Origin of the sequence: Marinobacterium profundum, assembly GCF_001528745.1 — a bacterium.
Lineage (GTDB): Bacteria > Pseudomonadota > Gammaproteobacteria > Pseudomonadales > Balneatricaceae > Marinobacterium_A > Marinobacterium_A profundum.
The window spans coordinates 12,968-35,000 of sequence record NZ_BCNS01000158.1; the positions used below are offsets into that span (position 1 = coordinate 12,968).

General features: G+C 58.7%; 19 protein-coding genes and 1 pseudogene. 10 read left to right on the top strand and 10 right to left on the bottom strand.

All coding sequences use genetic code 11. From position 1 onward, the window contains the following. Positions 1-88: 88 nt before the first annotated feature. The 3 genes from MPRO_RS18975 to gbdR all read right to left on the bottom strand — a co-directional run bounded on the left by MPRO_RS18975 (position 89) and on the right by gbdR (position 3,513). Positions 89-619 carry a 4-vinyl reductase gene (locus MPRO_RS18975; protein ID WP_067296754.1) on the bottom strand — a complete coding sequence of 177 codons (531 nt, stop codon included), beginning with the start codon at positions 617-619 and terminating at the stop codon, positions 89-91. A gap of 119 nt (positions 620-738) precedes the next feature. Continuing rightward, the gene (locus MPRO_RS18980; RefSeq protein WP_067296701.1) at positions 739-1,716 is read right to left on the bottom strand and encodes a dipeptidase; all 978 of its coding nucleotides are present in this window, start codon (positions 1,714-1,716) and stop codon (positions 739-741) included. 660 nt (positions 1,717-2,376) lie between these two features. Beyond that, positions 2,377-3,513, bottom strand: coding sequence for a choline metabolism transcriptional regulator GbdR (gbdR, locus tag MPRO_RS18985; protein WP_067296704.1), 1,137 nt, complete (start codon positions 3,511-3,513; stop codon positions 2,377-2,379). Positions 3,514-3,937: 424 nt separating this feature from the next. Between gbdR and MPRO_RS18990 the strand changes: the two genes are divergently transcribed. Continuing rightward, positions 3,938-4,828, top strand: coding sequence for a LysR family transcriptional regulator (locus MPRO_RS18990; RefSeq protein ID WP_067296707.1), 891 nt, complete (start codon positions 3,938-3,940; stop codon positions 4,826-4,828). Positions 4,829-4,967: 139 nt separating this feature from the next. On the opposite strand, the gene MPRO_RS18995 is transcribed toward MPRO_RS18990, so the two are convergent. Beyond that, complete coding sequence (locus MPRO_RS18995; protein WP_067296711.1) at positions 4,968-6,344, bottom strand: L-serine ammonia-lyase; 1,377 nt, start codon at positions 6,342-6,344, stop codon at positions 4,968-4,970. 359 nt (positions 6,345-6,703) lie between these two features. On the opposite strand from MPRO_RS18995, the gene fdhA reads away from it, so the two are divergent. Then, positions 6,704-7,900 carry a formaldehyde dehydrogenase, glutathione-independent gene (gene fdhA, locus MPRO_RS19000; RefSeq protein WP_067296715.1) on the top strand — a complete coding sequence of 399 codons (1,197 nt, stop codon included), beginning with the start codon at positions 6,704-6,706 and terminating at the stop codon, positions 7,898-7,900. A 201-nt stretch (positions 7,901-8,101) separates the two neighbouring features. On the opposite strand, the gene MPRO_RS19005 is transcribed toward fdhA, so the two are convergent. Next, positions 8,102-8,266, bottom strand: a complete 165-nt coding sequence (locus MPRO_RS19005) for a DUF1328 domain-containing protein (RefSeq protein ID WP_067386938.1) — start codon at positions 8,264-8,266, stop codon at positions 8,102-8,104. A 404-nt stretch (positions 8,267-8,670) separates the two neighbouring features. Here MPRO_RS19005 and MPRO_RS19010 point away from each other — a divergent pair, with 404 nt between their 5' ends. From MPRO_RS19010 to cls, 8 genes are all read left to right on the top strand, one after another. Continuing rightward, a complete protein-coding gene (locus tag MPRO_RS19010) occupies positions 8,671-10,119 on the top strand; it encodes a sensor histidine kinase (RefSeq protein ID WP_067296722.1) in 1,449 nt (482 codons plus the stop codon). Next, the gene (locus MPRO_RS19015; protein ID WP_067296726.1) at positions 10,112-11,524 is read left to right on the top strand and encodes a sigma-54-dependent transcriptional regulator; all 1,413 of its coding nucleotides are present in this window, start codon (positions 10,112-10,114) and stop codon (positions 11,522-11,524) included. The genes MPRO_RS19010 and MPRO_RS19015 overlap by 8 nt, the downstream gene beginning before the upstream one ends. 295 nt (positions 11,525-11,819) lie before the next feature. After that, positions 11,820-12,659: a BON domain-containing protein gene (locus MPRO_RS19020; protein ID WP_067296728.1), complete on the top strand. Its 840-nt coding sequence runs from the start codon at positions 11,820-11,822 to the stop codon at positions 12,657-12,659. Between the two features lie 87 nt (positions 12,660-12,746). Beyond that, positions 12,747-13,025, top strand: a complete 279-nt coding sequence (locus tag MPRO_RS19025; protein ID WP_067296731.1) for an ElaB/YgaM/YqjD family protein — start codon at positions 12,747-12,749, stop codon at positions 13,023-13,025. A 3-nt stretch (positions 13,026-13,028) separates the two neighbouring features. After that, positions 13,029-13,448, top strand: a complete 420-nt coding sequence (locus MPRO_RS19030; RefSeq protein ID WP_067296734.1) for a hypothetical protein — start codon at positions 13,029-13,031, stop codon at positions 13,446-13,448. Continuing rightward, a complete protein-coding gene (locus MPRO_RS25955) occupies positions 13,435-13,689 on the top strand; it encodes a hypothetical protein (RefSeq protein WP_158651878.1) in 255 nt (84 codons plus the stop codon). Before MPRO_RS19030 ends, MPRO_RS25955 begins: the two co-directional genes overlap by 14 nt. Positions 13,690-13,725: 36 nt before the next feature. Further along, positions 13,726-14,871 (top strand): AI-2E family transporter, encoded by a 1,146-nt coding sequence (locus MPRO_RS19035; RefSeq protein WP_082708974.1) that lies wholly within the window; start codon positions 13,726-13,728, stop codon positions 14,869-14,871. A gap of 3 nt (positions 14,872-14,874) precedes the next feature. After that, positions 14,875-16,275, top strand: coding sequence for a cardiolipin synthase (gene cls / locus MPRO_RS19040; RefSeq protein ID WP_067296739.1), 1,401 nt, complete (start codon positions 14,875-14,877; stop codon positions 16,273-16,275). A gap of 6 nt (positions 16,276-16,281) precedes the next feature. On the opposite strand, the gene MPRO_RS19045 is transcribed toward cls, so the two are convergent. From MPRO_RS19045 to MPRO_RS25210, 5 genes and pseudogenes are all read right to left on the bottom strand, one after another. Continuing rightward, positions 16,282-17,568 (bottom strand): cation:proton antiporter, encoded by a 1,287-nt coding sequence (locus tag MPRO_RS19045; RefSeq protein WP_067296742.1) that lies wholly within the window; start codon positions 17,566-17,568, stop codon positions 16,282-16,284. A gap of 299 nt (positions 17,569-17,867) precedes the next feature. After that, complete coding sequence (locus tag MPRO_RS19050) at positions 17,868-18,884, bottom strand: TRAP transporter substrate-binding protein (protein WP_067296745.1); 1,017 nt, start codon at positions 18,882-18,884, stop codon at positions 17,868-17,870. A 129-nt stretch (positions 18,885-19,013) separates the two neighbouring features. Then, on the bottom strand, positions 19,014-20,684 hold the full coding sequence (locus tag MPRO_RS19055; RefSeq protein WP_067296748.1) for an electron transfer flavoprotein-ubiquinone oxidoreductase: 1,671 nt from the start codon (positions 20,682-20,684) through the stop codon (positions 19,014-19,016). Between the two features lie 81 nt (positions 20,685-20,765). After that, a complete protein-coding gene (folD, locus tag MPRO_RS19060; RefSeq protein ID WP_067296751.1) occupies positions 20,766-21,671 on the bottom strand; it encodes a bifunctional methylenetetrahydrofolate dehydrogenase/methenyltetrahydrofolate cyclohydrolase FolD in 906 nt (301 codons plus the stop codon). 17 nt (positions 21,672-21,688) lie between these two features. After that, a pseudogene (locus tag MPRO_RS25210) lies at positions 21,689-21,985 on the bottom strand (formyltransferase family protein); the annotation flags it as partial. Positions 21,986-22,033: the final 48 nt, after the last annotated feature.

The following is a 22,033-nucleotide window of genomic DNA, read 5'->3' on the forward strand; positions in this document are numbered from 1 at the left end:
CTCTAACGAATCTGGCACACAGCAGCGCTGTGGCAATGGAACCGGCGCCGAACGCCGGCCTGCTCTTTTTGTACAGGAGCTGTGCTTTTTAGAGCGGGCTCACTTCGAAGATGCCGTAGTCACAGCCCTCTTCTGCCGCGCACTGGGTCTGTACCGCAACGGTACGTACCGGATAACCCAGGCTCTGTGCGATCTGGTCCATGGCGCCGGCAAACCAGCCCGTGAACATGTAATCAACCTTGCGATTCACCTGGCCGTACTGGTAAACGAAGGCAGAGTTTTCCAGTCGTACGCGGGCGGTGCCCTTTTCCAGATCCAGCTCTTCAGTGATGAAGAAACCCCAGCCGCGCTGGGACAGACGCTTCATGTAGTGCTCGAATACAGGCGCACCCGACAGGCCATGGGCTTCGGCTTCCTTTTCGCACCAGTGCCAGGCGGACTTGTAACCGGCCTTGTAGAGAATGTCGGCGTAACGCTCAGCACCGATTTCCTCTTCAATACCCATATGGTTATTGACGAAAAAGTGGCGCGGCACGTACAGCATTGGCAGCGCGTCTGTTACCCAAACGCCGGTTTCATCATCAACCTGGATCGGCATTTCCGGTGCATGTACACCCATGGTTTCAATCTCCAACTGAATTCTTTGTTGCGTAGGGAGGAACGCGCGACGCGGTTCCACCGAAAATTTGAACTGGCTCTAAGCTGTAAGCTTCAAGCTGCTTTTCACTTACAGCTTTCTTATTCGCCCCAGACGTCGCCCAGAACACGCACCCAATTCTCGCCCATGATCTTGCGCACTGAGGCTTCATCAAAGCCGCGACGCAGCAGGGTTTCGGTCAGGTTGCCAAACTCGCCCACGGTGCGAATGCCTTCGGGGTTGATGATCTTGCCAAAGCGGGTCAGACGACGGGCGTAGCCCTTGTCGTGGGTCAGCATTTCAAAGAATGCCTGATCGTGTCCCTGGGTAAAGTCGGTACCAATACCAACCTGGTCGATACCGGCGATGTTCACCACGTACTCGATCGCCTCGGCGTAATCGTCGATGGTGGATTCGATGCCTTTTTTCAGGAAGGGTGCGAACATGGTCACACCGATAAAGCCGCCGTGATCGGCAATAAACTTCAGTTCTTCATCGGACTTGTTGCGCGGGTGATCTTTCAGGCCAGACGGCAGGCAGTGGGAATAGCACACCGCCTTTTTGGATTCCAGAATCACTTCTTCGGAGGTTTTACTGCCAACGTGGGACAGATCGCACATAACGCCAACGCGGTTCATTTCCGCCACGATTTCGCGGCCGAATCCGGACAGACCGCCGTCACGTTCGTAGCAGCCGGTGCCGACCAGGTTCTGGGTGTTGTAGCACATCTGCACAATGCCGACGCCGAGCTTCTTGAAGACTTCGACATAGCCGATTTTGTCTTCATAGGCGTGGGCGTTCTGGAAACCGTAGATAATGCCGGTCTTGCCTTCTTCCTTGGCACGCAGAATATCGCGGGTGCTGTGAACCGGGCGCAGCAGGTCGCTGTTTTCGGTGATCAGCTGGTTCATCTCAACGATATTGTTGACTGTATTCTGAAAGCCTTCCCAGATAGACACGGTGCAGTTGGCCGCCGTCAGGCCACCCTTCTTCATGTCTTCAAACAGTTCACGGTTCCACTTGGCGATAATCAGGCCGTCAATAACGATCGAATCCTGATGCAGTTCAGCTGCGTTCATCGGTTCCCCCAAAAATTCAGATGCCCGCAGTTGGTGCCGCAGGAGTTCGTTCAGATGCCAGACCGGGAACGCAGCACAATGACGGCGCTAGCGGATAGCAGCAATGGAGCCAGTCTAGTCCTTCGCCGCCTGGCCATAGGCATTGAAAACGACACGCCTGTTGCTAAACACGCCAAACCCGCCTGAGTGCGCAAAGCCCCCGTATTAGCGCGCTTTGCGACGCACGGCGACGCTGTGAACGGCATTCAGGATGCGCTAAAGACTGTTCCGAAAACGGCATGGGCTGAGAGATGCGAGGTGCGAGGTGCGAGGTGCGAGGGGAAAGAGCAGACTAAAGGGGAAAGGTAAAAGGGGCTAGGCAGAGAAGAGCACAGCCGTAGCCGGAATGACCACCATGGATGGCGGAAATCCTGAAAACGCAGGAGCAATTTTCAGGGGAGCTTGAGAATTCCGGGAAATGAGCCCCAAGCGAATTTCGAGGCCAAAGACTGGGAGACCGCCGCCAGCAAGAACAGCCAAGCCCCAGACAGTAAAACCCCGGCACGGGGCCGGGGTCAGATCTAAAGCCTGAAATTAGAGATTCAGTGACAGACAGCAGCGGGTATCATCGCTCTTTCGCTTTCACCTAGCCCCTAGCACCTAGCCACTCGCCCCTCGGGCTTATTGCAGCGTTACAGAGCCGTAGCTGGGCTCAGACTGGGCTTCTGTCAGCGCGGTCAGGGCGGTGGACGAGACCACATCACCCAGGCCACCGAACACAGTGCCCAGGTTACGAGACATAGGATCCAGCAGCACCTCGGCATTGCGCGCCACACGCATGCCCATGCGCTCTTCACGGGGCGGAATCCCAATGTGTTCGCGGTAGCACTTGCTGAAATGCGGCGTCGAGACAAAACCACAGGCCGAAGCCACCTCGATAATCGACATTGAGGTCTGCTTCAGCAACTGGCGAGCCTTGGTCAGGCGCAGCTTGAGGTAATAGCGCGATGGCGAGCACTGCAGGTATTTCTGAAACAAACGCTCCAGCTGGCGCCGTGACAGACCCACGTAGCAGGCCAGCTGATCCAGTTCGATCGCCTCCTCCAGGTTCGCTTCCATCAGGGACACCACTTCTACCAGTTTGGGTTGAGTGGTCCCCAGCACGTGGCGCAGCGGTATGCGCTGATGGTCGGTTTCATTGCGAATGCGGTCGCAGATAAACATTTCCGAGATGGCTGCGGACAACTGGTAGCCATGCTCCTGCTTGATCATGTTGAGCATCATGTCCAGCGGCACTGTACCGCCGCTGCCGGTGAGGCGATCACGGTCGACCGAGAACAGGCGATTGGTGCAATTCACCTTGGGGAAAGCTTCCTGCAGCGAAGCGATACATTCCCAGTGGGCGCTGCATTCGTAGCCGTTCATCAGACCAGCTTCAGCCAGAGCATAGGCGCCGGTGCAGATTCCGCCGAGCTTGCGCCCCTTGCGGCCCATGGACTGCAGCCAGGAAAGCTCACGCTTGCTGTAGCTGCGGGTAATATTGACGCCGCCAGCCACAACTATGGTGTCCAGATCAAACGGATCTGTCATGGCGCCGTCGGGGGTAATCTGAATGCCATCACTGGCGCGCACAGGCTCACCGCCTTCGGTGAGGGTATACCAGTTGTACAGCTCTTTGCCGCTTAGCTGGTTGGCCATGCGCAGAGGTTCAATCGCGGATGCCAGCGAAATCATCGTGAAGTTTTTAAGCAGCAGAAAACCGATGTTGCGGCTTTTGGGCTCGGCTGCGGCGCGGGTACCCGGGATAGAATCGTTCATCGTTGGCTCCTTCAGCAACACGCCCGTTGGTGTCGGTTGCTGAATCACGGCTAGCAATTGCTATGCCTATTTTTCTTATAATCACCACCGCAATCCAGATCACCTACAGGCGACCACGTTGCGGGTTGTGCATGTTTTAGGACCGCGCATCCGGCTTAAAATGCTGCGGCCTGCAGTTGGCGGGGCTCAGGCGCCGACTGACTCCTGCGGCGATACCGCAAGAGGCCCTGACTTTAGTCGTTTTTTGAGCAATAGGAAGCCATCAATATCACCTATACTGCAAATCATTATTGCGACTGAGCAATACACATAAAAAACTGTTATTTTTTATCGGTTTGAAAGAAAATCGGCGCCCGCCAAAAAAGGCCGGCAGATCCTATCACTCACCCTCTAATGCACCACATCAGAGCAAAGGCAGCCCTCCATGCACCGCTGGGAAAGTATTGAAGCCTTCATAGAGGTCGCTCGCCTGGGTAGCCTGTCGGCCGCAGCCACCAAACTTCGCGTCTCCAGCTCCCATGTCAGCCGCCTGCTGAGTCACCTGGAACAGCGCCTCAACACCCAACTGCTGGTGCGCACTACAAGGCGCGTAACCCTGACCGAATCAGGCCAGTGGTTCTTCGAACAGAGCCAGACCCTGGCCGACGGCTTCAGCGAAGCCGAGCAGCAGATCACCAGTTTCAGCAACGAACCCCACGGCCTGCTGCGCGTCAGCTGCGGCTCCACCTTTGGCGAGCGCTACATAGGCCCCATGCTGACCCGCTTTATGCAGCAGCAGACACGTCTGAGCATGGATCTGAACCTGACCAACCGCACCGTGGATCTGATCAATGAAGGTTATGATCTGGCCATTCGACTGGGCACGCTGAAAGACTCCAACCTGGTGGCGCGCCGCCTCAGCGACAGACGCGAATACATCGTCGCCACAGCGAGTTACCTGGCCGCCAAGGGTGCGCCCCACAGCCTGCTGGATCTTGCCGGGCACAACTGCCTGCGAGGCTCGACCGCCAACTGGAGTTTCTGTGTCGCAGGCCAGCGCAAGGACGTCCGCGCCAACGGCAACTGGCACGCCAACTCAGGCGTACTGTTGCTCGAGGCCGCTTTGCAGGGACTGGGGCTGGCGTGCCTGCCCGACTATATAGTAGAGCCACACCTGAACAGCGGCGCTCTGGTCAGCGTACTGGACGAATTCCGTTGTCAGGACAGCGCCATCTGGGCTGTGTATCCCCGCAGCCGCCACCTGTCACCCAAAGTGCGTCACTGCATCGACTACCTGGTGGAAGCCTTCGAAAACCCCGACTGGCGCAAGCTATGAGGGGCTGGGCCAGAGGCAGGGGCTAGGGGCTAGAGGCTAGGGGCTAGGGGCTAGGGGCTAGAGGCTAGAAGTTAGTAGAAAGAAGAAAGAAGAAATCTTGCTGCTTTTACCTAGCACCTCGCACCTCGACCCTCACGAGTTAGCACTCGATGGCATTGACCGCCAGGCCGCCACGGGACGTTTCCTTGTACTTGTCCTGCATGTCGCGACCGGTTTCCAGCATGGTGCGGATAACCTTGTCCAGCGAGATGAAATGCTCGCCATCACCGCGCAGCGCCATCTGAGTCGCATTGATAGCCTTCATCGCCGCTATGGCATTGCGCTCAATACAGGGTACCTGCACCAGACCACCGACGGGGTCGCAGGTCAGACCCAGATTGTGCTCCAGCCCGATCTCGGCGGCGTTCTCCACCTGCTCAGGCGTGCCACCCATGACTTCAGTCAGACCCGCGGCCGCCATGGCACAGGCGGAACCCACCTCACCCTGGCAACCCACTTCGGCACCTGATATGGAAGCATTCTTCTTGCACAGGGTGCCCACGGCAGCGGCGGCAAGCAGGAAATCAACCACATCTTCTTCTGTGGCCTGATCCTTGAATCGCATGTAGTACATCAGCACCGCCGGGATAATGCCCGCTGCACCATTGGTCGGCGCCGTAACCATGCGCCCACCGGCAGCGTTTTCTTCATTCACCGCCAGCGCGTAGAGGTTAACCCAGTCCATGGCGCGCAGCGTCGAGCTGATCACGTTAGGCGCATCGGCACGCTGCAGTGAACGGTTCAAGCCCGGTGCACGCCGGCGTACCTTGAGGCCGCCCGGCAATATGCCTTCCTGCTCCAGCCCCTTGGCAACGCAGTCCTGCATTGCCTGCCAGATAAGCTGCAGCCCGGCACGGGTTTCGGCTTCAGGGCGCCAGACCTTTTCGTTTTCCATCATCAGCTGACTGATGCGCAGACCGTGTACCTTGCACAGGCGCAGCAGTTCGACGGCATTGTTGAATTCGTAGGGCAGGCTGACCTGATGCACCAGGGGGGCACCGGCCATGGCTTCCTTCTCATCGATTACAAAACCGCCGCCCACTGAATAATAAGTATTGCTGAACAGCAGCTCGTCATGAGCATAGGCGCTCAGACGCATGGCGTTGGGATGGTAAGGCAGGCATTCTTCCAGCAACTGCATGTCGCGAGCCCAGTCGAAGGCAACAACACGCTTGCCCATCAGCCGCAACTCACCATCGTTTTTCAGCGCCTCGATGGTGGGATCAATGATGTCCGGATCAATAGTTGCCGGGCGCTCACCCATAAGCCCCATGATGATAGCCTTGTCGGTACCATGGCCAATGCCAGTGGCACTCAGCGAACCGAAGAGTTCAACCTTCAGACGTGACACATCCGGTATCAGCGCCATGCCTTCAATATGGGCCGCAAACTCGGCGGCAGCACTCATGGGTCCCACGGTATGGGAGCTTGAAGGACCGACTCCGATCTTGAACAAATCAAATACGCTGATACCCATGATGCCTCCGGCAAAACTGTCGTTATTATGAGCTGAAGCAGGCACTGGTACGCATCTCCCTGCCATCGTGCGGCAGGCCAGGCAATACTGACAGTCCTGTTCATATGACATGGATTATCTGCTTTGAAGGCCCTGCGCACTTGTCAGGCAGCGACCTCTATCTAGCGCAATTGCACCGCCATGTCTTAAATAGGCATGTGAGCGACTCATTCAGACACATCCACAAGCACGCGAAGCACTAGGGTAGCAGGATGGATTCAGGCAGCCGCTGCAACACCGTCTTTGCCCGCAACAGCAAGAATCTGCAACAGGCCCGTCCATACTGGCTTTACACATAAAAATCAGAAGGAGTGTTGTCAATGAGCAGCAACGCAAACCGCGGTGTCGTTTACAAAGGCGCCGGCAAAGTCGCCGTTGAATCCATCGCCTACCCGGAACTCGCCATCGGCAACCGCAAATGCGACCACGGCGTTATCCTTAAAGTCGTCACCACCAACATCTGCGGCAGCGACCAGCACATGGTGCGCGGGCGCACCACCGCCGAAGAAGGCCTGGTACTGGGTCACGAAATCACCGGTATCGTGGTTGAGTGCGGCCGCGACGTCGAATTCATCCAGCAGGGCGACCTGGTGTCCGTGCCTTTCAACATTGCCTGCGGCCGCTGCCGTACCTGCAAGGAAGGCAAGACCGGTATTTGCCTGAACGTAAACCCTGCGCGCCCAGGGGCTGCCTACGGTTACGTCGACATGGGCGGCTGGGTCGGTGGCCAGGCCGAATACGTTATGGTGCCTTACGCGGACTTCAACCTGCTGAAATTCCCGGATGCTGACCAGGCCATGGAGAAGATCCGTGATCTGACCCTGTTGTCCGACATCTTCCCCACCGGTTTCCACGGCTGCGTCACCGCAGGCGTAGGCCCTGGCTCCACGGTGTACATCGCCGGTGCCGGCCCTGTGGGTCTCGCCGCTGCCGTCTCCGCGCACCTGCTGGGTGCCGCCTGCGTTATCGTTGGTGACATGGTGGAAGATCGTCTGGCCCAGGCCCGCAGCTTCGGCTGTGAAACCATCGACCTGACCCAGGAAGGCGATATGGCCGACAAGATCGAAGCCATTCTGGGCGAACGTGAAGTTGATGCCTTTGTTGACTGCGTTGGCTTTGAAGCCCACGCCTGTGGTTGCAACCACGGCAAGGAAGCGCCGGCGACTGTGCTGAACTCCGCCATGAGCCTGACCCGCGCCGGCGGCCAGATCGGTATTCCCGGCCTGTACGTGACCGAAGATCCCGGTGCCGTGGACGAAGCCGCCAAGCAGGGCGCTCTGAGCATGCGCTTTGGTCTGGGCTGGGCCAAGTCCCACAGCTTCCACACCGGCCAGTGCCCGGTGATGAAGTACCACCGTCCGCTGATGCAGGCCATCCTGTTCAACAAGGTGAAGATTGCCGATGCGGTTAACGTCGAAGTGATTTCGCTGGACCAGGCGCCTAACGGCTACGCCGAATTCGATGGTGGTGCCGCCAAGAAGTACGTTATAGATCCGCACGGCACTGTTGCAGCCTGAGACTGACCGGGGACAAGCTAAAGGAGCGAGGGGCGAGGGGCGAGGGGCGAGGGGCGAGGGGCGAGGGGCGAGGGGCGAGGAAAATCTTCCCTGAGCCAAAAAGGTACAACTAGAAAGCCCCGCCGGGTTTAACCGGGCGGGGCTTTTTATTTATGCATTTATCGCCGCTGATCACATCATCGTGACCCGCGGCCAAGCCATTCAAAACGGCGGCCGTCGTCCTGCGATAAAGAATACTATCGACAGAATCAGGCCCACGACAAACAGTATCCAGGCGATGTTGACCGCCGTACCGGCAATACCCGAAAAACCCAGTACAGCCGCAATAATCGCAACAATCAGAAAAGTTACTGCCCAGCCAAACATAGCAATCTCCTTATGTTTATTGACGGGATAGATGCCAAAACCCTGCATGTATCCATCAGGCACAATCGATGCCAGTTCGCTATGTTGTTCACTTTCAAAGATTATTTTTCCAGTGCCCGCTGCAATGCTGAGGCATCGGGTGATAGCCCCCGCTTTGGCGGGTCTTATCCCGACGCCTGGGTCATATGCCCCTGACCCGTCTCAGCGGCAGCCGTTCGGTTTAACTTTTCCCTATTGATATCAATCGGTTCTGAACCTGGCACTGAGGGTGCATCCGCTTTAGATCGAGCACGGCATAACCGCCTTATAAACCCATAAAGCTACACTGGTTACCGAGGTGCAGACTTCTTGTGCCACAACAGCCGCCGCCACAGGGCAACCGACAACAACAGGGCGAGGTTCAAATGCGAGGTCTGCGATTCTTACTAACAGGTTCTGTCTGGCTGCTGTCGGCAACAGCCCTGCTGTTACTTATCACCAGTTTTGGACTGCTGACCTACGGCGCGTCACGCAATATTGAGCGCATCCCGTCCCTGGAAAAGCATCTTAACTACGTGGTGGCTATCGAGCTGGCCGCAGGGGAAGTCCGTACCCAGCGCGTCAATCTGCAGGAAGCCGACGGCGGGTATCTGGACCCTGCCGGCTTTGATACGTTGCTGCAACAACTGCACGAGCTGGCCACATCCGACGCCTACCGCATGGATACGACCCCCGCCAGCATGGATCATGCGCTAAAACAGCTGGTGCAGTTCGACGGTTACAGCCCGGTTCCCCTGGATACGGCCTCGTCCGCGCTGCGTGGCGCCCTGAACCAGGAACTGCTGGCCCACGAAATACTGCTCAGTGCTTTTCAGAGCGGAGCCAGGCGCGAACTGCTCATCGCCTTTGGTCTGGCTATTGGTCTGCTGCTGATCTCCGCCCTCCTCTGGGCCCGGGTGCGCCAGCGCGTCCTCAGGCCACTGCATAACCTCAGCAGCCAAATGACGCTGCTGGCCCGGCATGACTTCAGCGAACTGCCTGTGGATGAAACCGATCCTATGCTGTACCCGATGATCAATAAATATAACCTCATGGTGCAGCGCCTGAAAAAACTTGAGCAGGCTCAAAAGCTGCGCCAGGACAGCCTCACCCGGGAGGTTCGCAGTGCCACCTACATGCTGTTGCAGCAGCAGCGCAGACTCTCCCAGGCTGAACGTCTGGGCGCCATCGGAGAAGTTGCGGCGGGGGTTGCCCATGAACTGCGCAACCCCCTTACCAGTGTCCAGATGGCGCTGGACAACCTGCGTCATGATGTCCAGGGAGCCGATCTGACGGAACGGGTTGAGATGATCAATGACGAGGTTAAACGTGCCACACGACAACTGAATCAGTTGCTGGATCAGGCCCGACAGCGGCCCGAGGTTCCGGTCATGCTGGATATCCGCGAAGAGTGCGAGAGCCTGATCACCCTGGCTGGCTACCAGCTGCACGAAAATGTCAGTATCGACTGTGATGTCACGGACAATCTGCGCTGCCTGCTGCCCCACTCCCAGCTGCGGCAAATGCTGCTGAACCTGCTGCTTAATGCCGGACAAACACTGGGCAGCAACCAGGGCCAGATACTGTTGCAGGCCAGGCGCCTGGAGCAAATGCTCGAAATCACCGTCAAGGACAGCGGGCCAGGCTTCTCCCAGGCCATGCTGGACACCGGCATTAAACCCTTCTGCTCCTGGCGCGCTGGAGGCACCGGGCTGGGGCTGGTCATGGTGCGCCGTTTTACCGCTGACCTGGGCGGCGAACTACGCTTAAGCAACCACAACGAGGGCGGCGCCTGTGTAACCCTGAGGCTGCCGTACAAAGAGGCCAATGACTAAAACCCTGCTGATTATTGAAGACGAGGCTCTCCTCGGAATCGAACTTAAACGCCACTTTCAGCGCGAAGGCTGGCGTGTCATGTTGACCGAGACCCTGGACAGCGCCCGCCACGAGTTGTTCAACAATGGGCTGTCACCCGCCGTCATTCTGTCCGACATGAACCTGCCGGATGGCAATGCACTGGACCTGCTCGAAGAAGCGAGCGGCCAGACGAGCGGCAGCGAATGGATCTTTCTCACCGGCTACGGCACCGTGGCCGACTCCGTTCGGGCACTGCGCCTGGGCGCCTATGACTACCTGGAGAAGCCTGTCGACTTCGACCGGCTGGACTTGGTCATCAGTAGTGCAATGCGCAGCGCAACGGCACAACGGCGCCTGCGCGATCAGTTTTCCGCCGGGCGCCGCCGCTTCACACCGGACAGTTTCGTCGGCCAGAGCGAGGCCGCCTCACGCCTGCGCACTATGCTGACAAAGCTGGCCCAGGCCCCCTTCTCCACCTTGATACTCACGGGTGAAACCGGTACTGGCAAGGGCGTGGCGGCGCGCATACTGCATCACAGTGGCACCCGCCAGGATGCCCCCATGGTGGAGGTCAACTGCTCCGCGCTGCCCAAGGACCTGCTGGAATCCGAACTCTTCGGCCATGAAGCGGGCGCCTTTACCGGCGCCAAGGGCCGCCGACGGGGCCTCTTCGAGCAGGCCGACGGTGGCACCCTGTTTCTCGATGAAATCGGTGAAATGCCCGTCGACCTGCAAGCCAAACTATTAAAAGTTATTGAAGAACAATGCTTTCGCCGGGTAGGCGGCGACCGCGAGATCAGCGTCGATGTGCAGTTAATTGCCGCCACCAACCGCAATCTGCAGAGCTGCATTGAAAGCGGCGATTTCCGGGACGACCTTTATCATCGCCTCTGTGTGTTTGAGCTGCAGATGCCGCCCCTGCGCGAACGCGTGGAGGACCTGGACGCTCTGGTGCCCTTGCTGGTCGACGAATTCAACGCCAAGGCGGGCAAGAATGTGCGCCACATCAGCAGCAGTGTCTGGACCCGACTCAAGGCCCACCACTGGCCCGGCAACGTGCGCGAGCTGCGCAATGTGATTGAACGCTGCGTGCTGTTTGCCGATGACACTGAACTGCCGTTGCAATGGCTGCAGCTGCAACCCTCAACGTCGGACCAGGCAGAATCAGCCCCTAGCGCAGCGCCATCAGCGGATCCCCGCTACCTCCAGGTGCCGCTCGATGGCAGCATGGGGCTGGATGACATGGATAGCTTTATAATCAGCGCGGTACTGGAGCGCAACCAGCACAATGTCACCGCCGCCGCCCGACTGTTGAATACCACCCGCGACACTCTGCGCTACCGCATTCAGAAATACGGCATCATCCTGTCTGACGAAGCCTGACAAGGCCCTGACAGTTCAGACAGGATAAGGGGGATATGTCACTACTGGCGCTGGGGCATTTCCCCCACCGGGGCATATCACCACCCTCCAAAATACCTCAACTCATTGTTATTAAAGATAATTAATAGTTGGCATTCATACTGCAATACACTTCCCAGGCCTGCCCTTTTTCATAACGTCACAGGCAACCCTGACCGGGCAGACCGGTCTGTGACACCGCTGCGACACAACGCCCGCACCGATCGACCAACCGGGCACCGCAGCGGATCGAACCGAACCATCGGAGGCAAATGCCATGAAACGTTTCCCCATAAAATCCATCGTTGCCGCCTGCGCCATCGCGCTGGCCAGCTCACCCCTTATTGCAACCGCCGCAGGCGACCCGCCTTCGGATCTCTGGGCCAAGGCATCGCTAACCACGACCTACACACTTAATCGACACCTCAACCCCTTCGATATCGAAGCCGAGGTCAATGAGGGCGTCGCCACCCTGCGCGGTACCGTGGAAAGTGCCGTCGAACGCGATCTGGCCGAGGAGCTTGCCCGTGGCATCGATGGCATCACAGAGGTAAACAATGAGCTAATGGTCGATGTGGATGTTCCCCGACACCTGAGCCAGGCTGGGGAAGGCACCGAGCGCAGCTTCACCCGCAGGGTAGAAGATGCCAACCTCACCGCCAAGGTGAAATCACAGCTGCTGTGGCACAGAACCACCGGGGGTCTGGCGATCAATGTTGATACCCGCAACACCAGGGTCACGCTGTCCGGCAATGTCGATTCCCAGGCCGAAGCCGAACTGGCCGAACAGATCGCACTCAATACCCACGAAGTTAGCAGCGTGGACAACCAGCTGACAGTCGGAGGTGCTGAGGCAACGCTCGCCGGCAAAGCGGAGGCCAAGTCGAAAGAAGTCGCCAAACAGGTCAGTGACGGCTGGATTACCGCCAAGGTGAAGTCGGCACTGCTGTATAACCGCAATGTCGACGGCAGCGACATCGATGTTGATACCAAAGAAGGCGTCGTCAGTCTGCATGGTCAGGTCGACAGCGACTTCGAACGAGAACTGGCGATTAGCATCTCCAACAGTGTCAAGGGAGTGAAGTCAGTCACTGCCCAGCTCTCCACCGGCAGTTAATCTGAACTACAGTGATTAGGGCAGCGCACTCGGTGCCTGAGTGCGCTGCCGATCTGGATGTTCTCCGGATATAGGAGGGGAAACACAATGAACAAACCGAATTCTGTCGACAGCGAAGCTTCCGTTCAGGAGGGTGCAACACTCTCCCGACGCGTCGCCGACGATCTGCATGAACGCATAGAACAGGCCGCCAAAGTGGGTGAAGAACTCGAACATGGACTGCACGAACGCGGAGAACAGCTAACCGACAAAAGCCGCGATCTCAACACTAGCCTCACGCAGATTGTTCGCGACAATCCCTGGGCGGTCGTGGGCGGCTCCGTAGCCCTGGGTATCCTGATCGGCGTGCTGACACGACGCCGCTGACACATGAAGCAGTCAACAGACGCCGCCTCCCAGGACCCTGCCGATCCCGCCACACCCGAACCCTTGTCACTGACCGAAGCGGTTGCCGGTGTTTTCGCCACCACCCGGCAACACCTCGCCCAACTGCTCACTCTGCTCACTCTGGAGTTTCGCTACGCCGGCTTGATGCTGGGCATGACACTGGCAATGGCGCTGATCGGTGCCCTGGCGGCATTCAGTGCCTGGGGCCTGATGCTGGCCGCAGCCCTTAGCGGCCTGCTGGCACTGGGCTGGAGCTGGAGCCTGGCGCTAAGCAGCCTGGCTCTGGCCAACGTTTTACTGGCGCTAATATCACTGTGGCTGATGCGCCGCGCACTGACGCGCATTGACCTAGAGAGTACCCGGCGGGCGCTGGGACTGGACCTGCCGAATGATCCCGACTAGAGCACAGCTGCGTCGCCAGGAGCTGCAGGTATTCCAGGCACGGCAACAGGCGCAACAGGCACGGGAGCAGTTGCGTCAATCGATCCGCACAGGGGCAACCTCGCCCCCCGGTCTGATCGCGGGTTTTGCCCTTGGATTGAGTATCGGCCGCTCAGTAGCGGCTCCCCCTGGCGACGGCAATGGATCTGCTCGTATCCTTAATTTATTACGTTTGCTGCTGCCGTTGCTGCGTCTGTTATGAACGCAATAGTGGCACCCGAACGGTACGAGGACAGACATGACAGCTTCCGATAAACAGCTCCCGCTCCCCGCCACAACCGGAGACAACTCTCACGGGGATAACGGGAACGCCGACTCCGCCATGCCGGTCAGCGCTCCAGTCGAAACAGGCTGGAGCCGCATCGAAACCCGGCTTCTGATTGTTCTGACCCTGCTGGCGGTGGTCTATACTCTGGCGTTGGCCCAGCTATTGCTGGTCCCCATCGCTCTGGCCTTCCTGTTGAGCCTGGTACTGGCCCCGGTCATGCGCTGGCTGGTACGGATACGCATCCCCCGCCCGCTAAGTGCTGCCGTCATAGTGTTGCTGCTGCTGTCAGGACTCAATTACGGCATATCGCAATCCATCGATCCGCTCAGCGCCTGGTTCGAACGGGCGCCCAGGTTACTTAAGCAGCTGGAGCGCAAGATCAACCCAATCAAGAAAACCGTCGAAGACATGAGCAAGGCCGCCGATCAGGTTGACCGCATCGCGTCCGTCAACCCGGTCCAAACCGTTGAGGTCAAGGGCATCAGCTTGTCGGAGATGATGTATTCCAATGCGCGCGGTCTGGCGACCGGCGCCGTTACGACCACCCTGCTGCTGTATTTCATTCTTTCCTGGGGACCGCTGATGCTTAAGCGCATCAGTCACTTGCAGAAAAGGGAGGGCCGGCGCGATCACTTTATCGAACTTTCCGTGATCCTCGAGGCGGAGATATCAAAATACCTGTCCTGCATCACCCTGGTCAATTTTGGTCTGGGCAGCTTTGTTGCCGCCGCCCTGTACCTGTTTGGCATGCCCAATCCCCTGTTATGGGGTGCAGTCGCTGGCCTGCTGAACTTTATTCCCTATCTCGGCGGGCTGGTTACTGCGCTTTTACTCGGCGCCACCGCCCTGCTGACCTTCGACGGCCTCGCCCTGCCCTCAATGGTGGTGGCCACCTTTGCTCTGCTCACCATCATCGAAGGGCAGATTGTCACCCCGCTGGTTCTGGGTCACCGCCTGTCCCTCAATCCTCTGATGGTATTCCTCAGCGTCCTGTTCTGGTTCTGGCTCTGGGGTGTGGCCGGCGCCCTGATGGCGGTACCTATGCTTATAACGCTCAAGCTGGTGGGTGACCGGGTAGATGCGCTGCGGCCCATCGCCGTTATCACCCAGCGCTAAGCCATGCAGCACCCCCAGAGTACCTGGCTGTTGTTCGGCTTTGCCATCAGCCTTGTCGCAGGCTGCAGCACCAGCCCGAGGCTGGAAACGGGACAACAGGATCCCCACCCCGTCGCTCATCCCCTGGTGCTGCTTGATGGCGGACGACGGGCGGCAAGTCCGCAGGAATACCAGGACCTGCTGCAAGACGATGCCCCAGAGGCCAATACGAGGATCATGCTCGATCAACTGATCAGTCTGTCCCAGGAATTGAGTGGCAGCGCCCTGGTCGCTGGCAATGAAGCCCGCCTGTTGATCGACGGGCCCTCTACCTTCAAATTGATGTTCGAAGATATCGAGCAGGCAAAAGAAAGCATCCACCTGGAAACCTTTATCCTTGCAGACGCCGCCATTGGCCAGGCGCTGCTCGAACGGCTGATCGCCAGCCGTCGCAGAGGTGTGGAAGTACGTCTGCTTATTGATGCCATCGGCAGCTTCGACCTGCCCGCAGACTTCATTGAACAACTGCGTGATCAGGACATTGAGCTGCGCAAGTTTCATCCGGTAAACCCCGCCGTGGACCCGCGGATCTGGCGCAGCAACAACCGCAATCACCGCAAGCTACTGGTCATCGACGGCAAGATCGCTTACAGCGGCGGCATCAACTTCTCCGGCGCCTACGGCCAGGGGTCATTTTCGGCAACATCGAGCGAAGACACTACTGAGCTGGCGTGGCGCGATACCCATCTGCGTATCGTCGGCCCGGTAGTACATCAGTTTCAGCGCCAGTTTCTGACAATCTGGAACAAGGACTTGCCACAACCGGAGCAGCTGCAGGGCAGCGGTCATTTCCCCACCATAGAATCACTCGGCAATATGATGGCGGGGGTGATCACCAGCAGCGGCGGCGACAGTGATGAATTCGATATCTATGCCATCCTGGCGGCCGCCATCAGCCATGCACAGGAAAAAGTCTGGATAACCCAGGCTTATTTCGCCCCGGATGCACCCTTTATAGACATCATCAAAGCCGCAGCCAAGCGGGGTGCCGATGTACGCCTGCTACTACCGGGCATGACAGATGTTCCCTTGCTGACAGAGGCATCCCGCGCCAGCTATGAGGATCTACTGGCAGCCGGAGTACGCATTTACGAACGCAAGGGCTCAATGCTGCATGCCAAGACCATTGTCGTCGACAGTGTCTGGAGCAGCATAGGTTCAACCAACCTGGACTTCCGCAGTTTCGTGCATAACTACGAACTCAACACAGTGATTATCGACAGGGATTTTGGCCGTGCAATGGACAAACTGTTTCTGGTGGATTTGCAGCACGCCGACGAAATAAGCCTCCAGGTCTGGCGGCAACGCCCTGTGCTGCAGCGACTCAAAGAGGGCCTGGGAAATCTTTTCCGGCGCTGGATGTAAACGCGCTTAGTCGCGGGAACGGCGCCAGAATTTGCGCATCATCGGCTTAACGCTGACGCCGTGAACCAGGATCGACAGCGCGACCACCACCAGCGTCAGATGAATCAGTTCCACGGCCAGCTCTTCGTCGATGCCGTGCTCGATGGCGTACATCAGATAGTACAGCGAGCCGATACCACGCACACCGAACCAGGACGCCAGACCGCGTATCCGCCACGGAGTTCGGCTGCCCGCCAACCCCACCATCACGCTCAGGGGGCGAGCGACGGTAAACAGGAACAGCGCCAGCGCCGTGGCGCGCCAGCTCCAGGAGTCGAGAAACAGCATGCCACCTATCAGCAGGATCAGCACCAGCTCGGACAAGCGTTCGAGATGTTCCTTGAACACCAGAGCGCCGGCACTGACATGGGCCGACCCCGGCTCGACCAGCAGCGGCGGTGCCGCTGGTGCCTGCGGTGTCGTCGGCACCGGCTGCGCCTCTGCAAGTTTCAATTCGGTCTGGCGCAAGGCCACGGCCGCGAAGAAAACCGCCAGAAATCCCCATGCACTTATCCACAGGCAAATGCCGTACACCAACCCAATCAACCCCAGGCCCAGAAAATCATTCAGCAGCTCGATATGGCGCCCGCTGCTGCGTACGTACCGACTTATGTAAGCGAGTCCCCAACCGGCCACCCCGCCCACAACTAGCGCAGCCGCCGTGGCCCAGAATACATCCACCAGCCACCAGCGCTGCCCGAAAAGGCCCAGATCATGCAGCCCGAGCAGGCCAAGACCCAGCATGACGAACGGGAAGGCGCTGCCATCATTCATCCCCGCCTCACAGGTCAGGGTAAAACGCAGCCGGTCCCGATCCTCGGCATGACGAATTTGCACTTCGGTTGCCAGCACAGGATCGGTCGGCGCCAGTATGGCTCCCAGCAGCACGGCCGCCCCCAGCGACAGCCCCAAAACATAATGGCCAAAACCCGCCACCAGCACCACGGTCACCGTCATGGACACAAATGCCAGTAGCACCGGTGAGCGCCAGCGCACCCAGCTGACCGGCACTGGCATTTTTACGCCGGCGGAAAACAGCGATATCAGCACTACAACTTCGGTAAGCACCTCCAGCAGGGCCGATTGCTCCAGCGGGTTGAAATGAAAAAGCCCGAATCCGGTGGGCCCCACCAGCAGCCCCACGGACAGATACAGCATCGCCGAAGTCACTGCAAAACGCTTGATCATTGGGGAAGTCAGCCCCATGGCGAGCATCAGCCCACCGACCAGTACAAACCAGCCGGCACTACCCATGAGGGTGAATCGAGACCTTTCGGCCGCAGCTAACATTATCAGCAAAGGGGCTGAGCATTTTCATCCGTGGCATCCTGATTAGGTAGCGCTCCCTAAGGGAAGGCTCGCTCAGTATAGACGCCGCCGGCAGAACGCCCCGGGATGCAGGTTCCGCACGACACTGGCGCAGTCTGATACTGCCTGCAAACGGGCGAAAGGGCTGAGTGAGTCCTGAGCTATAAGCTGTAAGCCAAAAGGGGTCAACTTAAAAGCCCCGCCGAGTTAACCGGGCGGGGCTTTTTGTCTTGCCGAATCCGTGCTTAGATTTCGTCCCGTCCCAGTGCGCGCAACGCAGCATTAACTTTGCCCTTGCCGCCGACGCTGTCGTAGTACTTGGGCCAAACCTCCTGGGTCGCCTTTTCGATCCAGGCCTTTTCACCATCGGCAGGCTCGGTGATCTGCATGCCCTTGATGACCAGCCCCTGCTTAATGCGCTCTTCGGACTCTACCAGGAATTCAGCACTGAACTGGGTCGCCGCCTTGCCGGCTTCCAGCATGGCCTGCTGCGTGGCTGCGTCCTGATCCTGGAACACGGACTCGCTGACAATCAGTGGCTCGATGGAGAACAGGTAGCGCAGGTTGGTGATGTACTGCTGTACCTCATGAAAATTCATCGAGTGAATCGTCATATAGGGATTGTCCTGGCCATCGACCACTTTCTGCTGCAGCGCGGCAAAGGTTTCCGACCAGGCCATGGGCGTCGGGTTAATGCCCCAGGCCTTGTAGGTGTCGATCATGATGGCATTTTTGGGTACACGCACCAGCATGCCCTGCAGGTCTTCCAGCGTCTCGACGGGCTGCTTGGAGTTACTCAGCACCCGAAAGCCGGAGTAAGTCCAACCCAGAATACGCACACCAGTATCACGCACAGTATTCTCGACCAGCTCCTGGCCGATGGGGCCCTGGGTAAGGGCAATCGCCTCATCCAGGCTTTGCATCATGTAGGGCAGTGTCAGAATACCGACCGAAGGCGAAAAAGGCGTGATGTTGTTGATCGCCAGCAGGGAGAAATCGAGGGTACCCAGGGCGGCGTCATTGACCGTATCCTGCTCGCTGCCCAACTGGCCGTTCAGAAACAGGCGCACTGTATGCTTGCCCTGAGTACGCTCCTTCAACTCCTGGGCAAACTGAATCCCCAGCGCTTCCTGCGGGCTGCCGCTGCTGTCACCCACAGCAATCTTGAACTCCTTGGCGTTCGCCTGGGTCACAGCCAAACTCAGGCACAGAACGCCTGCGGCCAGAGATATAAGGCTGGATACTTTAGTCTCGATCTTCATCATGTTTCCTATTACTGGTACCGGTTTTATAACCGTTGATAGCCTGGCCCTGGGTTTTATAAAAAACAGGCCCCACAAAAAAACGGCACAGCCCAATGACGGGACCATGCCGCGGAGCAAAAACGTCGCTTACATATTCGGGTAGGCCGGGCCACCGCCGCCCTCAGGCACCATCCAGGTGATGTTCTGCGACGGGTCCTTGATATCGCAGGTTTTACAGTGCACGCAGTTCTGCGCGTTGATCTGAAAGCGCGGACCACTGGGTTCATCCACGATTTCATAGACTCCGGCCGGGCAAAAACGCTGCGCCGGTTCCGCCCAGGTGGGCAGGTTCGTGGCCAGCGGAATGCCGGCATCCGTTAACTGCAAGTGGCAGGGCTGGTCTTCTTCGTGGTTGGTGTTGGACAGGAACACCGATGACAGCTTGTCGAAACTCAGCTTGCCGTCCGGTTTCGGATACTCGATCCGCGGACACTGGGCCGCGGGTTTGAGCTGGGCATAGTCTGCCCGGGTATCGTGCAGTGTGACCGGTATCCTGCCGCCAAACAGGTTCTGGTCGATAACGTTAAAGGCGCCGCCGAGCCAGGTACCAAATTTGTGCATCGCCGGGCCAAAGTTGCGGCTGCGGAACAGGTCGTCATATAACCAGGAGTTCTGGAATCTTTTCGTGAAAGACTCGAGATCCTGACCGCCTTCATCTCCCGCCGCGATGGCTTCGAACACGGATTCTGCCGCCAGCATGCCGGACTTCATCGCCGTGTGGGTGCCCTTGATCTTGGAGAAGTTCAGGGTGCCGGCATCACAACCCAGCAGCAGTGCCCCCGGCATAGTCATCTTGGGCAGGGAGTTGAAGCCGCCCTTGGCGATAGCCCGGGCGCCGTAGGAGACGCGCTTGCCACCCTCGAGGTACTGGGCGAACAGCGGGTGCTGTTTCATGCGCTGGAACTCGTCGAATGGGCTCAACCAGGGGTTGGAGTAGTTCAGGTCGATAATCAGCCCGACTACCACCTGATTGTTCTCGCCGTGGTAGAGGAAGAAACCACCGTTGGTGTCGCCTTCAAGCGGCCAGCCAGCGCCGTGCACCACCAGGCCTGGCTGGTGCTTGGCGGGATCGATATCCCACAACTCCTTGATACCGATGCCGTAGTGCTGTGGGTCCACGCCTTTGTCGAGCGCAAAACGTTCGATCAGTTGCTTGCCCAGGTGACCACGGCAACCTTCGGTGAACAGGGTGTATTTGGCGTGCAGCTCCATGCCTGGCATATAGCTGTCCTTGGCCTCACCATCACGGCCAACACCCATATCGCCGGTGGCGATGCCTTTTACGCTGCCGGCAAGTGGGCCATCCTGGTGATAGAGCACTTCACTGGCGGCAAAGCCCGGGAAGATCTCCACGCCCAGGGCTTCGGCCTGCTCACCCAGCCAGCGGCACAGGTTGCCCAGGCTCGCCACGTAGTTGCCCTGGTTGTGCATGGTTTTGGGTGCCAGGGCATTGGGGATGCGACGGGCCCCCTGCGCATCCTTGAGCAGGTAGATCTGATCCTCGGTCACCGCGGTTTTCAGCGGCGCGCCCTGCGCCGCCCAGTCCGGGAAGAGCTCGTTCAGGGCACGGGGTTCAATCACGGCACCGGAGAGAATATGGGCACCCACTTCGGCGCCCTTCTCCACCACGCAGACGGTTATTTCCTGCTGCGCCTCTTGCGCCTGCTGCATTAGCCGGCAGGCCGCCGACAGCCCGGCGGGGCCCGCGCCGACGATGACAACGTCGAACTCCATGGACTCACGTTCGACAGTACGCATATTTTCACTCACCAGACTGAACTCCCCTGCTTTCTATTGCACATCTCTGCGGCTTCACCCATGGCCAGGTTTTGGCCGCCCTCAACGTCCGCTGCGTGCCTTGGCTGCGGTGAGGGTATTACGCAACAGGCAAGCCACGGTCATGGGGCCTATGCCTCCCGGTACCGGTGTTACCGCTGCGGCCACACTGGAGGCGGCGACAAAATTGACATCGCCGGTCAAGCGCGAGGCGCCATCCGCCAGTTCGATACGGTTGATACCCACATCCAGTACGGTCGCACCGGGCTTGATGTAGCTGGCATCGATCATTTCCGGCCGGCCCACCGCCACCACCAGGATGTCGGCGCTGCGGCATTCCGCGGCCAGGTCCCGGCTGCGGGAGTGCACAGTGGTCACGGTGCAATGAGCGTTCAACAGCAGTTGCCCCATCGGCTTGCCGACGATATTGGAGCGTCCGACTACCACGGCCTTTAACCCCGACAGATCACCCAGGCGATCCTGCAGCAACAGCAGGCAGCCCAGGGGTGTGCAGGGCACCAGCGCCGACTGACCGGTGCTCAGACGCCCGACATTGATCGGATGAAAACCGTCCACATCCTTGGCCGGATCTATGGCCTCGATCACCGCGGCTTCCTCAATCTGCGCCGGCAACGGCAGCTGTACCAGTATGCCGTCGACCCGGTCATCACTGTTGAGCCTGGCGATCAGCTCAAGCAGTTCGGTCTGGGAGGTGCTGCCCGGCAACAGATGCGGAAAGGATGTGATGCCAGCCTCGGCGGCCTGGCGCATCTTGGTTTTCACATAGACCTGGCTGGCCGGATCATCCCCCACCAGCACGACGGCGAGACCCGGCTGGCGACCCACGTCCGCCTGAAAGCCGGCGGCGCCCTGTGCCACATCGGCACGCAGCGCCAGGGCAAAGGCCTTGCCGTCGATGCGCGCCGCATAGTCGCGGTGTTGACGTTGATCTTCTGCAGCTTCATTCATCGGGCAATTCCTCTGGATCAGAAAACAACGGTGCGCAGGCCATTCTGGAATACGCGGTGACGCACGTGATACTTCACGGCACGGGCCAGGGTCTGGGCTTCGGTATCGCGCCCCACCTGGGTCAGGTGCTGCGGATCCTGAGCATGATCAACCCGCTCCACCATCTGCTCGATGATCGGACCTTCATCCAGATCGCCGGTGACATAATGGGCCGTAGCACCAATCAGCTTTACGCCCCGCTCGTAGGCCTGGAAGTAGGGTTTGGCACCCTTGAAGCCCGGCAGGAAGGAATGGTGAATATTGATACATGTACCTTATACACCTCTGACGCTGCCTACGGCACCGCCCACTTACACCTACGG

Bases quoted from the DNA above. Each gene is read 5' to 3' on its own strand.
- MPRO_RS18990 (WP_067296707.1), top strand. From the start codon at position 3,938: ATGCACCGCTGGGAAAGTATTGAAGCCTTCATAGAGGTCGCTCGCCTG.
- MPRO_RS19035 (WP_082708974.1), top strand. From the start codon at position 13,726: ATGACAGCTTCCGATAAACAGCTCCCGCTCCCCGCCACAACCGGAGAC.
- MPRO_RS18975 (WP_067296754.1), bottom strand. From the start codon at position 619: ATGGGTGTACATGCACCGGAAATGCCGATCCAGGTTGATGATGAAACC.
- gbdR (WP_067296704.1), bottom strand. From the start codon at position 3,513: ATGAACGATTCTATCCCGGGTACCCGCGCCGCAGCCGAGCCCAAAAGC.
- MPRO_RS19030 (WP_067296734.1), top strand. From the start codon at position 13,029: ATGAAGCAGTCAACAGACGCCGCCTCCCAGGACCCTGCCGATCCCGCC.
- folD (WP_067296751.1), bottom strand. From the start codon at position 21,671: ATGAATGAAGCTGCAGAAGATCAACGTCAACACCGCGACTATGCGGCG.
- MPRO_RS19045 (WP_067296742.1), bottom strand. From the start codon at position 17,568: ATGGGTAGTGCCGGCTGGTTTGTACTGGTCGGTGGGCTGATGCTCGCC.
- MPRO_RS19050 (WP_067296745.1), bottom strand. From the start codon at position 18,884: ATGAAGATCGAGACTAAAGTATCCAGCCTTATATCTCTGGCCGCAGGC.
- cls (WP_067296739.1), top strand. From the start codon at position 14,875: ATGCAGCACCCCCAGAGTACCTGGCTGTTGTTCGGCTTTGCCATCAGC.
- MPRO_RS19055 (WP_067296748.1), bottom strand. From the start codon at position 20,684: ATGCGTACTGTCGAACGTGAGTCCATGGAGTTCGACGTTGTCATCGTC.
- MPRO_RS19025 (WP_067296731.1), top strand. From the start codon at position 12,747: ATGAACAAACCGAATTCTGTCGACAGCGAAGCTTCCGTTCAGGAGGGT.
- MPRO_RS19010 (WP_067296722.1), top strand. From the start codon at position 8,671: ATGCGAGGTCTGCGATTCTTACTAACAGGTTCTGTCTGGCTGCTGTCG.
- MPRO_RS25955 (WP_158651878.1), top strand. From the start codon at position 13,435: ATGATCCCGACTAGAGCACAGCTGCGTCGCCAGGAGCTGCAGGTATTC.
- MPRO_RS19020 (WP_067296728.1), top strand. From the start codon at position 11,820: ATGAAACGTTTCCCCATAAAATCCATCGTTGCCGCCTGCGCCATCGCG.
- MPRO_RS18980 (WP_067296701.1), bottom strand. From the start codon at position 1,716: ATGAACGCAGCTGAACTGCATCAGGATTCGATCGTTATTGACGGCCTG.
- MPRO_RS19015 (WP_067296726.1), top strand. From the start codon at position 10,112: ATGACTAAAACCCTGCTGATTATTGAAGACGAGGCTCTCCTCGGAATC.
- MPRO_RS18995 (WP_067296711.1), bottom strand. From the start codon at position 6,344: ATGGGTATCAGCGTATTTGATTTGTTCAAGATCGGAGTCGGTCCTTCA.
- fdhA (WP_067296715.1), top strand. From the start codon at position 6,704: ATGAGCAGCAACGCAAACCGCGGTGTCGTTTACAAAGGCGCCGGCAAA.
- MPRO_RS19005 (WP_067386938.1), bottom strand. From the start codon at position 8,266: ATGTTTGGCTGGGCAGTAACTTTTCTGATTGTTGCGATTATTGCGGCT.